We start from the raw sequence: 15,802 nt of genomic DNA on the forward strand, positions 1-15,802 counted from the left end.
TATCACCTGAACAATATGAACAACAATATTACCAAAATGAAAAAATGATAGAGGTGGGCACTGTCTAATATTTTGGCGAGGATCATGAATTATGAGGTGAAACGATTAGATATTATGGGCATTTAACAGAGCATCGGATTCGTTCGACGTTATCTACAGATCTCGATGAGTTAGATTATCCTAAACACTAAATTTAGGCGAAATTGTCAGCTCAGCCTTTGTCGACTCAACCGTTATTGTTGCATGAGTAACAAGCACACGCTGTTTGTCGCAAAACATTCATAATCCTGCGAGGTATTTATTTAAGATCATTCGTAAGGCTCAGTTAGGGACATTTAGGACGACTAAATTGGATTATCAAGACAAGGATTAAGTTTAGTCAACCGTTATAATACTCAAATGTTAACCTTGATAATACTCGCTTTAGCCAAACTAAAGCGAGTGCTGTTATTTCACGATGACTTGACCATTCATTAGCATGGGAAGAAGAAAATCTCTTAGCTCTATGAGATGTTTATTTTCAAATGCTACTGTCATGATCTTGTCAAAAATTGGATTTGCTATTTTATAATACAATTCTAAAACGCTATTTATTGGAATTATTATTATATTATCATCAATGACTTTCTTATTTATATGAGGTTGTTGAGCACCTGTTCTTAACGCCATAAACTTAGGAACTTCACCACAAAGATAAGGATAAATAAAAGAACTTTTAAAAATATCTGTCTCTTTAATACCAACTACTGATTGGTTAGTTGCAGCATCTACCCCAAGTATAGAAGGTCTAATGTATCGAACAATGGATATAACTACTGTTCCTTTAGGTAATAAGCAAGCAGCAGAATGTTCTAAACCTTTTAGTGTAATTTTTTGTTCAGAAGATATTATTGGAAAAAAAGTAGTCTCAGCTGAACTAATCCAATGAATATCTGCATTATGCCAATAATCTTTATTATGCGTTGATGGGGTTCCACCTAGACTAGTAGAAAAGACTTGGGCTATAGTATTTGTCTCCCACCCCTCAGGTATTTCACGTTTTAAGATGTTGTTATAAACCATCTTACCGCCTGAGCTTTTATAGGGTTTTCCTTCCTCATTAGGAAAATCAAACTGCACAAACCAATAATCATACAAGGTTTTTGCCATGGCTTCTAATTCAGTATTGATGCGGTTGTTTAGTTCGATTTTTTTGTCTAGATTATTTAATAAATTAGCAATATTGTCTTGTAGGTATCTTTCTTTAGGTAAATTAATTTTAATTGATTTAATTATGCCCAAGTTAATTAGAGGAACAGTGCTGCCCGTATTTTTCTTTATTAATCCTTTAGTAACCCATGAGCTAGAAAGCCAATAGTATACGTAGTATGGGTTCACCTTTCTTTTATCTAATCTTACTCTCATTTGCTTATTTGAAATGACATAACTTTGATATTTAGAGTTTTTCTCTATAATACCAACTTGTCCAATAGTACCCGCAGCAGTAAAAATAATATCTTCACAAATAGCAAAGCAGTTTAACTCTTTTGCTTTTTCCTTACTAACATACACAAAATCTGAATCTATAAATTTAGATTTATTGTTTATAGTTAAATTATTACCACGAATAACAGGAACACCTTGTTTAACAAAAAATTTACTACTAATATTACTTCCAAAAGGCCCTGAAATTATAGAACCTTTTTCATTCAAAGCTACATCTGCTAATGTCAGCTCATTAAAATCTTTCATACTTCAACCCCACCAACTGCTTTTTAATTTCTTCTTCTAACGTATGAGACTCTTTAAATAGCTCTTCAAGGTTTTGAGTATAGCTTTGCATTTTGGCAGAAAACTCTTCGGGGGTAATATCCGCGTACTCAATTTTTACATCAAAATATTGTCCGGAGCTTAAAGAGTAGTTTTTGTTAATAATGTCCTCATAACTCACCACGACAGAAAAATCTTCGTGTGCTTGTTTTTGGTTGAAGGCTTCGATAATTTGTTGTTCTTCGGTTGGGGTAAGTATAGTTTTTTGGTTTTTGCCATCTTTCACTTTTTCACCAAGATTGGAGGCATCAATTAAAACCACCTTATCTTTATTGGTAGCATCAATAAAGATAATCGAGACATTGGTGCCAGTGGTGGCAAAAATATTACTAGGCATGGAGACTACGCCGGCCAGTATTTTATTATTCACCAAATATTCACGAATTTTTTTATCAATGCCTGATTGAGCAGTAATAAAGCCTGTGGGCACGACTACTGCTGCTTTACCTGTTGGTTTTAAGGAAGTGATAATATGCTGTAAGAACAATTGGTAAATCTCCATCTTGTCCTTATCTTTAGCTTTGATTTTTGGAATACCTGCAAAAAAACGGTCTTTATTAGCTTTGGTATCTAAGTCATCGCGGTAGTCGCTAAAATCCAGCTTAAAGGGTGGATTAGACACAATATAATCAAAATGTTTTAGTTGATTGCTTTCTTTATGATATGGGTGCAATATAGTATTACCCTGTATCACATTAGGAATAGAATGTACAAGATTATTCAAAATCAAGTTTAAACGTAATAAATTAGACGACTTTTGTGAGATATCTTGGGTATAGATGCTACATCTGGCTTCACCAATAGCATGGGCTACGTTCATTAATAAAGTGCCAGAACCCGCCGAAGGGTCATAACAGCTAACGTTATTCACTTTACCTCGTTGTTCAACAGGTACTAGTACCGCCGCCATAATACGGGCTACAGCATGAGGGGTGTAATATTCGGCATATTTACCACCACTGTTGCTGTTATAGTCTTTGATAAGGTATTCAAAAATAGTAGCGTAAAAATCAAAGCCTTTTGAGAAAATATGTTCAAAGCTAAAGCCTACCAGCTTGTTAATGATAGCACGACAAAAGTCATCTTTTTTGCTCTCGTCGGCAATAAAGTTGCTTACGCGATCAAACAAAACTACCTTAGCCCCGCCTTCAGTTTTAATGGAGAATACGTCGGTATTGCTACTGGCGATGTCGATTAGTGTATCATCAAAGGTTTGAGCAAAATTTTCTTGATTTTGGCTATTAAACAAATAGCCAATAAAGTGCACAGGCTTTAAATGCGCAATCCCCGCCGGTAAACTCAACAAGAGCATTTCGTATTGTTCACACTCCATTGAGGTCAATACTTCTTCCCACTTATCGGCTTTAGCTATGTGAGGTTGCGTTTTTTTAACTGCTGAAGCAAATTGGTCGTTTAAAAACTTATAGAGAAAAGCTTGGGTGATGATTTTAAATTCGTTGCCATCGTTACCTAGGCCATAGTTAGCACAAATAGCTTTTAGATCGTCAATTAAGGTTCTAGTTTGTTCTTGAAAGGAAAGTTCAACTACCACTAAGGAGCTCCGTTAGTAAATTCTTTAAGGTATTCTTTAACCACCAGCTCATTAATACAATGAGAGATAGTAGGATTTAATTTAATCTGTTGTTTTGTCATAAAATGGTTAATGACCGTTGGCATAGTAATTTGTTTAAAATACCCTTCATTTTTTAGAAGTTGTAAGTTTTGTAATACTTGCTCGTCGATATCGTGTTTTACACCATTTAATGCTTCGAAAATTTTACGTTCATTCGCGCTCATTTCGTTTTTTTCTGTTAAGCGTTTATGAATGCGGGCGTATTTTACATCACCTGAGTATTTTTGGCGAAGCAAATTATTTTCTCTATTTAATATTTTAACACGCCCATAAATTTTATTGAGTATCTCGGTATTGGCTTTCATTTCTATTTGGTTGATTGCACTCAAGTTCTTTTTCTTAAATAGCCGTTCCAGTTCTTCTTTTAAGGTGATAAATTCAGGGTCATCTTGGTCAAAATTAGTGTTCAGCGCCTCACGGGTACGTCTGAGTGTTTGCTGAAAATCATCTGCCAGTTGTAGTTCTTCCTCCCCCACTTTAATAAACTCAAAGATAATATCTTCTAAGGCAATATTTAATAGGTTAGTATTTTCTGTGCCTTTTTCTAGGTTTTCTTTTAAGTTGAGTAGATTAAGCCGATTAGTCGCTTCACGATAAAGTAGATTAAGCTTATTAAAATCGAGTTGTTCTAAAAAGTTAGACTCACCTTGTAGGCGAATAAGGTTGTATAGACTCTTGGCATTAGCTAAGGCTTTTTTAAGCTCTAAAATAGTTTCACGATTGTGGATTTCATTAATTTGCTGTGAAAAAATTTCAGCATTGATGATATCGTATTTAAATAGTGCATCTTTAATCTGTTCGATTTCTTGCTGAATTTCTTGTTGCGATTTAAATAGCTGTGAGTAGCTCTCTATTTCGTCACCCAGCTCGTCTTGTAGTTCTTCGAAATAAGCTTTATTGGTAGCATCAAACTCTTTGCGAATATCAGCAAAATCGACCACGTAACCATAACGAAAATCTTTATAAGGCCGATTTACCCGCGTTAGAGCTTGCAATAGATTATGAGAACGGATTACACGCCCTAAATAGAGCTTTTTTAATCGTCTGGCATCAAAGCCTGTTAATAGCATGTTAAATACAAAGAGCACATCTATTTTGCCTGCTTTAAAGTCTTCAACCCAGTCTTTACGCTGTTGTTTTGTGCCTACATCGTGTAAAATTAACGCAGCTGTTTTAACTTTGTTCTCTTGCTTACGCTTAACAGTATAGGTTGTAATTGGTTCTGCTACTTTTAATAGAGTCAGTTCGCTATCCTTAGCCGCTGCTTGGTTAAGTAGCTGGTTATTTTGAGGGTGATGGTCATTAAATAGCTTAAAGAGTTGCTTGGCTTGTTCCGCGCTGTCACAGATGACCATTGCACCAATAGTGGGGTCAGCAAGGGCGACTCTGCTTTTTTCAAAATCATTAACAATATAATCCAACATAGGTTCAACAAAGCTAGGGTGGGCATAAATAAATTTTTTATCTACATCGCCTTGTTGAATCTCTGCTTCCTCCAAGGCTTTTTGTAAAGCCATTTTGTAGTGAGTGGCGATTTCTTCACGTATTAGCCTTAGGGTGTAGCCATCGGCAATTGAGGCGTTATAGAAGTATTTATGAATGTAATCACCAAATAATTGGCGCGAGTTATAGTCTGTTCCCAATAATGGCGTACCAGTTAAACCAATTTTAATCGCGTTACGGTCTGATTGCTCAAGATTGGCTAAAAAGCTACCTTTGGGGTTATAGCTACGGTGTACCTCATCTAAAAAATATACCCGTTGAATAGTGACATCATAATCGTTCGTTGAGACAACATCGGGGTCATCCTTAAATTTTTGAATGTTGACCACGGTAATTTCGGGCTTACCGGTATTATTATGAATCGCTTTAGTGGCTTTAATATCTTGACTAAATGCCTCACGCGAATCAATGGTATAAACAGTTAAGCCACGACAGGTAAATTCTCGCTGTGCTTGAGTAAGTAGATCGATCCGATCCACAATAAAATAAAACTTAGGAATAATCTGCTTTTGCTGAAAATGATCGGTTAAGAACCTCACATTATAATAGGCCAAGGCTGTTTTACCGCTACCTTGGGTGTGCCAAATAATGCCTTTTTTAATACCCTCATTAAGTTTTTCCTCAATCGCTTTCGTTGCAAAAATTTGGGGGTAACGCATTATGTGCTTTTCAAGCCCTTGTGTTTCTGCCACATAAGTAAGCGCATAGCGTAAAATAAAAGCTAATCTGTCTTTGCTTAATAATGAAGTACAAATACGATTTGTTGGCCTAAACTCATTTTTATTAATCTGAAACTCATTACTGCTTCGAAGCGTCTCTTTGTTATTATCTTTGAGAATTTCTAACTCTTTTTGCTCATCCAACGGCTTAGAGAGCTCAGATAAAATCAATGTTTGTTCTTCTCTAAAGTAGTTAAAAATAGGCTCGCCATAAGAGGCACTAGCATAGAAAGCGCCTTGTAGTGGTTGGACTGCGCCATCTTCATATTCCATGTTATTAGAAAAGATCATAAACTGAGTTATATTTATAAAGCGCTTAAACTTTTTATTTTGAAAGCGTTTATTAATTCGATCACGTTCAGCTAATATTCCTTCAGGATTATTTGGTTTTTTTACTTCAATAAAGACTAACGGCATACCATTAATTAGTAACGTTATATCGGGTCTAAATTCTTCATCACCATTTTTGTAGGTTAGCTCAGTCACCACATGAAAGCTGTTGTTATTAAAACACTCGAAATCGATAAGTTTTGTGCCTGAACTCGCTGTTAATTTTTCATAAAAGGCTTTACCTAAATCCTCATTATCTAACGTTAATTTTACTTCTTCCAGTAATCGCCTGACATCATCTTGCTCTAGATTAGGATTAATTTTTGCAATCGCTTGAAAGAATAACTCAGGAAAAATATTGGTCTTAATATCCCACTGCTGTGTTTTGAGTGATAAATACTGATACCCTAAACGAACCAAATGCAGAATGGTTGGAATTTTAACGCGCGTGTCTTCATTGAATGCCATAGCTAATCCCTATTATTCGATGTTTTTCTCCTTAATGGTAAGATTATTATTGTAATAATCTTACCATTCGTCCAGATCTTTTTTGTAATTCTGCTAAGCTAATGTCTCGCATTTTCTTAAAAATAGTCAAATAAAACGCCTATATATGGTTTTATTCTATATCAATCTGATTGCCATATTATTATATCGATGTTAGAAAATACTTAAATTCACAAATAATCACTGCATATGTTGGTAAGTGGTATAAAAAAACGTATAACTATCCAATTCAAATAAATTGAAATTTTATTTATTTTTCATTTTAAATAAAGAAAAATATGAATATACCGACATGATAGAGAGTACACTAAAAGTGATGCCCCATAATTTTTGATAGGTAGAAATGTACTCTAAAGGAGAAATATCTATTTCTAACAAAGCTAAAGAACTTGCTGATCCAATAATAATTCCTCCATTTTGAAAAAGCCTTAACAAGCCTCCAATTGATGATTGTTTATCTTTTTTTTGATCCATCGCTATCTGAATTAATGAACTTTGAAACAGTCCGCCACCTAATCCGTAGCACAAAGCAGCTATAACATAATTAAAGACTGAAATATTGAAACTAACAAAGAAAAGCAAGGCAAAACCAGATAGCATAAGCGGTAAAGCATAAATTAGTATAATTTTTTCATAATCTGAATTTATTACTTTTTTTACAAACACACTTAAAATAACGCCAATGGGTGAAGCTGTACAAATTAATCCTACATCGTCAATAGAATAACTAGTTTCTCTAATAAATATAATAGGTGATGCCGAAAATATAATGCCCGCGGTGACCCCAAATACCAAACTGCCAATTGAAATGTATCTAATTGACGAGGTTAATAATAATTTAACGGGGAAAAAAGGATTGGAGCATTTTGACTCTATCCTCCAAAATAATAAAAATATGATTAAAGTAGAAATAACAATGAAATTTGTTTCAACTAACGACAGATTTAAACTATTAGAATAAATAAGAGAAACACAACCGACTAACATTATGAAAAATAGTATTATTCCTTTTAAATCGAAAGTCTTTCTCTTTAGTCTGTTTACTTCATTATTTATTTTCAAACAAAAAAAACAACCCACAACACACAAGGGAACATTTATCAGAAACAATAATTGCCATCCCCATAATTTTAAAATAACACCGCCTAAAGAAGGCCCTAAAATTGGGCCTAAACTTATCGCCAACATTATGAAAGAATTTAATCTTATTTTCTGTTTACTTGATTGTAAACCAGCCAATCCCAGACAATTTGCTTGCAATAATGCAGCACCTATTCCTTGTCCACATCTTGATAGAATAAGCTGATTTGCAGACTCTGAAAATCCAGCAATCAATGAGGTTACACCAAAAAGCAAGAAACCCAGTGTTAAGGCTGTTTTTTGTCCCCAAAAGTCACCAAGCCAACCGCTAGGAATGAGAAAAATAATTAAAAATAATAAATATAAAGTAACAGATAATCCGATATATTCCAAAGAAACGTCAAAATTGATAAAAAATGTATTGAGCGCTAAGTTAATAATACCGGTATCTAGGGTTGATAAAAACAATCCTAAGCAACATATAATATAAATTGAAAATATAGGTTTAGAACTATCTGCTACTTTTGTCATTTATAGGCCTTATCTTAATGTAATTAAACTATTAGCTGACTTCCTACAGAAGAAAGTGATTTTACCCGTAACCAACCGTCAGAAGTTGCAATAATTGGATATTGATTTTTCTATAGATTTAATGCCTTTTCTCTCTTGTTTTTGTGGAAAAACTATTTGATTAGCTTATTTACTTTTTAAGGGTTATGTTTAAAAATAAATTTAAACAAGTTATCTAAAAAGAGTATTAATATGTTCTGTTTAATTTATTTCAGATTGAATAATAATTAGCAACATCATTGATCTTTTGGGGAGATTCTTAAGAGTGAATAAATAATATTGTGAGGATTTAATACGATTTTCGGATGCAATGTCTGACTTTAATAGAGTTATAATTATTACTGAATTAATGAATGGCAGAGCTCTTTCAGCCTCTTGGTTAGCAAATCGATTGAATTTGTCACCACAAGCTACTCGTTTTCATTTAAAAAAATTAGAAGATGTTGAACTTATCGAACACCGAACGTGTGGTAAACATCGCTACTATGAAATAAAAAATCAAGATACAGCAATGTTTATTGAATCAACTTTTAAAGTTATTCCCCCTAAAGATTGTTTATTTTTACCCAATGTCAAAACTAATGAAAAATTTAAAGAGGCAAGAACATGCTATAAACATTTAGCCGGTTCATGGTCTGTTGCGCTAACCCAGTCATTTATTAATAATGGATTTATTGATATACAAAATAATTTTTTTGAGGTTACCGAGAATGGTAAAGATTTTTTTAATGAACATAAATTATTAGTTAACGTATTAAATACAGCTTTTGTTGGAAAGCGCTGTATCGATTTTTCTGAACATAGAGATCATATTGGAGGCCCATTAGGAGCTTCATTGCTTCAATCAATGCTACAACAAGAATGGTTTAAACAAAATGATAATAATCGAGAATTGACAATTACGCCGAAAGGTAGAAAAAAACTTAAATCTATTATTATTTGATAAATATAGAGCTTTAAAAAATACTATTAGCAAACTCCCCCTAATCAATATCAATAATTTTTCAATATATACCTGTTTATCTTGGGATGTTGCTAATGTTATTTATCATTATGGCGTTTTATAAGCAGACTTTGTAACCTAAATATCCAACACAAAGATATAATACCTACCATTATGTTTACCCCCAGTATTTTAATAATCAGAAACTTTATGTGTACTTGAAGCAACTTCTATGAAAACGATGATATCAAGCTGAAGTTTGATCAGCTTATTTGGAACTCAATTTCGTTTTTATCTCTTATAGTCCTAAATTAGCCACACACTAATAAAGATTCACTTCAACTCACTTTGTTCAACCTTTGTTACTCGGCATGACCAAAGTTAATGCGCAAAACTTCTTATGCATAGTCTATTATTAAAAATAAAGAACTTTTGCTGGTCACTCAATTTTAAACAGATAGTAAACACATTAAACAAATCAACATCACCCCGATCAAAAAATTTCTTATTTATTAAATCATCTCATAATTTTTTATTTGTTAAAAAATAAATAGTTATCTATAAAGGTTAGAAAAATTCTAAAAAAATAAATCTGATAGGGTTATTTTTAACCGATAAGGGGAGAAGTTTTTAAATTAAACGTTTAACTTATGAATGATAATCATTCTTATTTATAAATATATTAATTAGCATAATCGAATGGAAGTTTAATTAAATTATGACTTACTAAACAAGGTTAATGCAATGACAAATTCTGAAACAGCAACTTGGAGTATAGAAGAACAAAAGAAATATTTAGAACTGGGATATTGGCACAAACTATCAATTGGTGCTGAACTCAATAATTGGTGTAAATGCTATAGTAATAATATAGCGATTATTTCTGGTAATAAAAAACTTACTTATCAACAGCTCAATCAACAAATAGAGTTATTGGCAGCGGGATTTTATCATCTTAAGGTACGCCCTAACGATCGTGTTTTATTGCAATTACCTAATTGTATCGGTTTTATAATTAGCTTTTTTGCCTTAATTCGGTTAGGGGCATTACCTATCTTAGCTATGCCATCACAAAGGCAGCAAGACATTCACGCCTTATGTAAATTAGCTGAACCCAAACTTTATATTGTACCTAATCGATTTTTAGGTACTCATTACCAACCCTTGATTGATGATATCACTACTCACTTTGCTAATACTAGAGTGATCAACATTGATAATGAACAAGATCCAGACTTTACGTTAAGTCAATATTATCACTCTACGCCTTTCACAGTTAGTGAGCCTCATTACTTAGATCCTGCTATTTTACTATTATCTGGCGGTACAACAGGCACACCTAAACTAATTCCTCGTACACATGCTGACTACTGTTATAACGCGAGAGCTATGGCGGAAATTTGTAAGATTGATTGCAATAGCGTTTATCTTAACGTACTCCCCATTGCTCATAACTTCTCTTTATCTTGCCCTGGTTTATTGGGTGTTTTATCAAAAGGGGGATGCGTAGTACTGAGTAAAACAACCAGTTTTGATGAAGGTTTCAATCTGATTAAACAACACAAAGTTACCATTACGGCTCTTGTTCCTCCCCTTGCGCAATTATGGGCTAATGCAAGGGAATGGGATGACACTAATATTACTAGCTTGAAACTGATTCAAATAGGAGGCTCTCGATTAGAAGCAAGTATTGCAAAACAAATTAAACAAGCTATGCATTGTCAACTGCAACAAGTATTTGGTACCGCTGAAGGTCTGATTTGCTGTACCCGATTGGATGATAGTGATGAAGTTATTTTCAATACTCAAGGCCGTCCTATTTCTCCCCACGATCAAGTATTAATCGTTGATGAAAATGATCAACCTTTAACAATCGGTGCTACTGGGGAAATGATTACCAAAGGCCCTTATACCATTCATGGTTATTATCGAGCAACCGAACAAAATAAAACGAGTTTTACCAAAGATAATTATTACCGTATGGGGGATTTAGTGAAATTTACCAGCACAGGTAATGTGATTGTTGAAGGACGTATCAAAGAACAGATCAATCGTGCAGGTGAAAAAATTGCGGCAGCAGAAATAGAACAAAAGCTTATTGAGTACCCATCTATAGAAAGCTGTGCCGTAGTACCCGTTAAAGATAGTCGGTTAGGAGAGCGAAGTTGTGCTTTCATTATTTCCTCTAATAAACAAATAACTTTAAGCGATGTTAGAAATTTTCTTAAACAACAAGGTATAGCTTTTTACAAATTGCCTGATCAATTAGAACACTTGACTAAATGGCCATTAACCTCTGTAGGAAAAATTGACAAACGCAGCTTATCTATTATAGGTGAACAACAAATGATAAATAATCAACAACAAACTTACTTTGAACAATTAATTAGCATTAATAATCAGCCATTAGATCTTGCTGTTGCGTTGATTAACGAAAAACTAAATGAACAATATGCAGTCTATGAGCATAATGGTGAATGGTCTGTTGGTTTAGGTAATATTGCACAACTTACCGTTTCTGCAGACAAAGCGATCATTTGTTATAACCAACAACAACAGTATTGGGACCAAGCTGAGATTATAGACAATATTAATGCGGCATTAGCTTCTTTACCCATTGCCGATTGGCGTGCTTATGGTGCGAGTAAATTTGAATTAGCTCATATCTTCCACGATCCAGATTATATAAGTAATAATGATGAAACATTATTACAACTATTTATTCCTAGCCAAGAAGTTAGATTTACTCATAACCAAGCATTACTTAGAAGTATAACAGAGGAAGGCTTACAACAACTGCATGCTGTTGTAACAAAGTTAGATCAACTTAATCATACCGATCCAAAAATTAATAATACGTTCAAAGAAAATGAAGCGATCATTCGTTCAACTAATGCTGAACTTTATAAAGAAAAAGTAGCAATCGCAGTTAATGAAATTAAAGCAGGCCAATACCAAAAGATTATTTTATCCCGAAAAGTTCCGATTCCGGCTGATATTGATCTTGTGGCCAGCTATCAACTTGGTCGAAAACATAATACCCCTGCTCGCTCTTTTGTACTTAATTTTAATGATCTAAAACTAATTGGTTTTAGCCCAGAAACAGTATTAGAAGTTAATAAAGAACGCATAGTAAGCACTCAACCTTTAGCCGGCACTAGAGCCTTAAAACAAGATGATCCAGAACAGTCAGCAAAACTTTATGACGAGTTAATTAATGATACAAAAGAAATCGCCGAACATGCCGTATCTGTAAAACTTGCTTTTGAAGAATTAGAACGTGTATGCGAAAAACACTCTGTTGTTATTCCACAATTTATGACCGTTTCCAAGCGTGGCACAGTACAACACCTAGCGTCACGTGTTACAGGTAAATTAAAACCTGAATTAACTTCTTGGCATGCTTTTAAATCACTCTTTCCTGCTGTAACTGCATCTGGTATACCCAAACGTGAAGCTTTAGCCGCCATTCGACATCATGAGGCAAACAAACGCGGGGCTTATAGTGGTAGCGTAATGATTGTTGATAGCAATGGTAGTTTAGATGCAGCTCTTGTATTGCGAAGTCTTTATCAACAAAACGGACAAGTTTGGTTGCAAGCAGGTGCTGGCATTATTGATCAATCATTACCTGAACGAGAACTAGAAGAAACCATCGAAAAGCTTAGTTGCATATCACGCTATTTAGTGGTTAGAGAACAACAACCAGTGACGGGGATGGAGGGATAATGATGTCTCTATCAGTAACGGATATTAGTTATGACGAAATTTATGATCAAATAAAGAAATTATTACCACAAGGAACAGGTGAAATTAAAGACACGGACAACCTCATTGAAAGTGGACTCGACTCATTACATATTATGCGTTTGGTTAGTCAATGGCGTAAATCTGGCTATAATATCACCTTTGCTGAACTAATAGAGCATCCAACCTTACAACAATGGCAAACATTATTATTAAAGTCTTTTAGTGAGATTAGCTCTGTTACCAGTTCAGCGACTGCGATAGATCAAGTTAAAAATGAACCATTTCCTTTAACCGATGTTCAATATGCTTATTGGATTGGTCGTGATGATAATAGAGAACTAGGTGGAGTTGCCTGCCATGCTTATTTAGAAATTGATGGTCACCTTAATAATCCAGAACAATTAAATTTAGCATTTAGCCAATTAATTCAACATCACCCGATGCTAAGAGCAAGCTTTACTGAAAATGGCCAACAACAAATCAAAGCAGCTAATAATAATGCTCCATTAATAGTACACGATCTACGAGAACTAACTGCTGAACAATGTACACAACGTTTAGCAGAAATTCGGAAACGACTTTCCCATCGTAAATTAGCAATTGAGCATGGCCAAGTTATAGGTCTTGAACTTTCGTTATTAGCTAACAGTAAATCCAGACTTCATTTCGATGTTGATTTACTTGTGGCCGATGTACAAAGTTTAAATATTATTTTAAGAGATTTAGCACAACTTTATAGGCAAGAACTCCCTTTAAAAGCTCCTAATGATTGGAATTTTGCCCAATATCTAGCAAAAGAACAACAACGCAAACAAGCTAATTACCCAACATCTAAAAACTATTGGAATCAACGTTTAAAAGAATTACCTGTAGGGCCACAATTACCCGTTCTCAGTAAACAAATAACTAAACCAGAGTTTACTAGGCGCACTTTTGTTCTTAACCATAATCAATGGCAAAATCTCAAACAACAAGCTGCTAAACATAAAATAACCCCCGCCATGACTCTGGCCTGTGCCTATGGTTATGTGTTAGCTCGTTGGAGTAATCATACAAACTTTTTACTTAATATCCCCTTATTTGACCGTAATGTAGAAGAGCTTGATATTGAACATGTCGTAGCGGATTTTACCAATTTATTATTATTAGATTGTGACTATAGCCAATCACAAAGCTTTGCTGAACAAGCCATTCAGCTTCAACAACAATTTCATAAAAATGTTGCCTATTCCACTTACTCTGCAGTAGAAATACAAAGAGAAATGGCACGATTCAATAACCAACAAAGTATTATTGCGCCAGTGGTATTTGCATGTAATCTCGGTACACCGCTACTGGATATGGCAACCTCGCAAACGTTAGGTGAGCTGCATTATATGATTTCACAAACACCACAAGTTTGGTTAGATCATCAAGTTTATGAAATCAATGATGGTCTACTTCTGGCTTGGGATAGTGTCGAAGAGCTCTTTCCTAATGGTTTAATGGATGTCATGTTTGATGCATACTGTCAGTTGTTAATAGCTTTAAGTGAAGACTCTAATGCTTGGCAGCAATCACCATTTCAGGTATTACCTACTGCACAACAGTTAATTAGAAATCAGATTAACACCGTTACTGCGCCTTTACCCTCCACCACTCTAATTGAGCCAATCTTTGCGTATGCCAAAGCCAATCCAACGTCAATTGCTTTGATATACAATGAACAAGGGATTTCTTATAAAGAGTTAACAACACAAGCTCTTAAAATAGCCAGCCTGTTAGTCAGTAAAGGATTAAAAACTGGGGAGCCTGTCGCCGTTTCACTGCCTCGTGGACCCATGCAAATCATGGCGGTATTGGGGGTATTAGCTGCTGGCGGTGCTTATGTGCCCGTATCGACTACACAACCCACTTCGCGTCAGCAAAAGATTTTTAATACTGCCGAAATTCGCCTAGTTCTTTGCAATCAACCCTTATTTGAAGACAGTCAATTTGAATTTATTTCACCTCTATTTGCTATGGATTTAAAACCATTAGCCGAACCGGTAAAAGTAGATAATAAATCGTTAGCTTATATTATCTTTACTTCCGGCTCGACCGGTGAACCTAAAGGGGTTGAGATTAGTCATCAGGCGGCTTTAAATACGATTGTTGATATCTGTCAGCGTTACCATATTGATAACTCAAGTTGTGCTCTAGCGGTTTCTTCTCTCGATTTTGATTTATCCGTATTTGATATCTTTGGTCTACTGGGTGTGGGTGGCCGTTTAGTATTAATTAGTGATGAAGAACGCAGAGATGCTGCCAGCTGGTTACAATTAATTTTTGAACATGACGTTTGTGTATGGAACTCTGTACCTATCTTATTAGATATGCTATTGGTTGTAGCGACTCACGATACTCGTACACTCCCTTTAAAAACGGTATTACTTTCTGGGGACTGGATAGGGTTAGATTTACCTGTACGTCTTGCTCAATGTTGTGGCAAGCTACCTAAATTAGTGGCCATGGGTGGTGCTACAGAGGGCAGTATTTGGTCGAATGCCTTTGACGTTACTTTACCTTTACCTGAACAATGGTCTTCTATTCCTTATGGTTATCCTTTAACAAATCAATGCTATCGTGTCGTCGATGAATTAGGTCGAGATTGCCCGGATTATGTAGCAGGTGAATTATGGATTGGTGGTGCCGGCGTTGCACTAGGTTATCGTGGCGCACCTGAGTTGACGGCTGAACGATTTGTTGAACTCAACGGAATGCGTTGGTATCGAACCGGCGACCGGGGTCGTTATTGGCCTGATGGTACTCTGGAATTTTTAGGCAGACAGGACCACCAAGTTAAAGTGCGAGGTCATCGTATTGAATTAGGTGAAATTGAATCGGCCTTAGCCGGTTTACCTGAAATTGCTCGTGCTGTTGCTGTAACAGTCGGCATGCCACCTCAATTGGCTGCTGCAATCCAATTAAAGCAAGGGG

The 15,802-nt window shown here is 35.0% G+C and carries 7 protein-coding genes; 3 read left to right on the top strand and 4 right to left on the bottom strand.

The annotated features are described in order from the left end of the window. Window positions 1–447 precede the first annotated feature (447 nt). The 4 genes from H3T96_RS14270 to H3T96_RS14285 form a co-directional block, all read right to left on the bottom strand. Window positions 448–1,731: a restriction endonuclease subunit S gene (locus H3T96_RS14270; RefSeq protein ID WP_144093502.1), complete on the bottom strand. Its 1,284-nt coding sequence runs from the start codon at window positions 1,729–1,731 to the stop codon at window positions 448–450. Beyond that, window positions 1,718–3,361 carry a class I SAM-dependent DNA methyltransferase gene (locus H3T96_RS14275; RefSeq protein WP_144093504.1) on the bottom strand — a complete coding sequence of 548 codons (1,644 nt, stop codon included), beginning with the start codon at window positions 3,359–3,361 and terminating at the stop codon, window positions 1,718–1,720. Before H3T96_RS14275 ends, H3T96_RS14270 begins: the two co-directional genes overlap by 14 nt. Further along, entirely contained in the window at window positions 3,361–6,462 is a 3,102-nt protein-coding gene (locus tag H3T96_RS14280) for a type I restriction endonuclease subunit R (RefSeq protein WP_144093506.1), read from the bottom strand. The genes H3T96_RS14275 and H3T96_RS14280 overlap by 1 nt, the downstream gene beginning before the upstream one ends. 285 nt (window positions 6,463–6,747) lie before the next feature. Then, window positions 6,748–8,112: an MFS transporter gene (locus H3T96_RS14285; protein WP_144093508.1), complete on the bottom strand. Its 1,365-nt coding sequence runs from the start codon at window positions 8,110–8,112 to the stop codon at window positions 6,748–6,750. A gap of 349 nt (window positions 8,113–8,461) precedes the next feature. Between H3T96_RS14285 and H3T96_RS14290 the strand changes: the two genes are divergently transcribed. From H3T96_RS14290 to H3T96_RS14300, 3 genes are all read left to right on the top strand, one after another. Next, window positions 8,462–9,094, top strand: coding sequence for a winged helix-turn-helix domain-containing protein (locus tag H3T96_RS14290; protein WP_144093510.1), 633 nt, complete (start codon window positions 8,462–8,464; stop codon window positions 9,092–9,094). Between the two features lie 744 nt (window positions 9,095–9,838). Then, window positions 9,839–12,823 carry a salicylate synthase gene (locus tag H3T96_RS14295; protein WP_144093512.1) on the top strand — a complete coding sequence of 995 codons (2,985 nt, stop codon included), beginning with the start codon at window positions 9,839–9,841 and terminating at the stop codon, window positions 12,821–12,823. Continuing rightward, a partial coding sequence (locus tag H3T96_RS14300) for a non-ribosomal peptide synthetase (protein WP_144093514.1) occupies window positions 12,823–15,802 on the top strand: 2,980 nt, incomplete at its 3' end. The genes H3T96_RS14295 and H3T96_RS14300, both read left to right, overlap by 1 nt.

Origin of the sequence: Gilliamella sp. W8136 (assembly GCF_016101285.1) — a bacterium.
Taxonomy (GTDB): Bacteria; Pseudomonadota; Gammaproteobacteria; order Enterobacterales; family Orbaceae; genus Gilliamella; species Gilliamella apicola_N.

What these genes read in the sequence shown, in the direction of transcription:
- H3T96_RS14270 (WP_144093502.1), bottom strand. Translation starts at nt 1,731, where the DNA reads ATGAAAGATTTTAATGAGCTGACATTAGCAGATGTAGCTTTGAATGAA.
- H3T96_RS14280 (WP_144093506.1), bottom strand. Translation starts at nt 6,462, where the DNA reads ATGGCATTCAATGAAGACACGCGCGTTAAAATTCCAACCATTCTGCAT.
- H3T96_RS14285 (WP_144093508.1), bottom strand. Translation starts at nt 8,112, where the DNA reads ATGACAAAAGTAGCAGATAGTTCTAAACCTATATTTTCAATTTATATT.
- H3T96_RS14290 (WP_144093510.1), top strand. Translation starts at nt 8,462, where the DNA reads ATGTCTGACTTTAATAGAGTTATAATTATTACTGAATTAATGAATGGC.
- H3T96_RS14295 (WP_144093512.1), top strand. Translation starts at nt 9,839, where the DNA reads ATGACAAATTCTGAAACAGCAACTTGGAGTATAGAAGAACAAAAGAAA.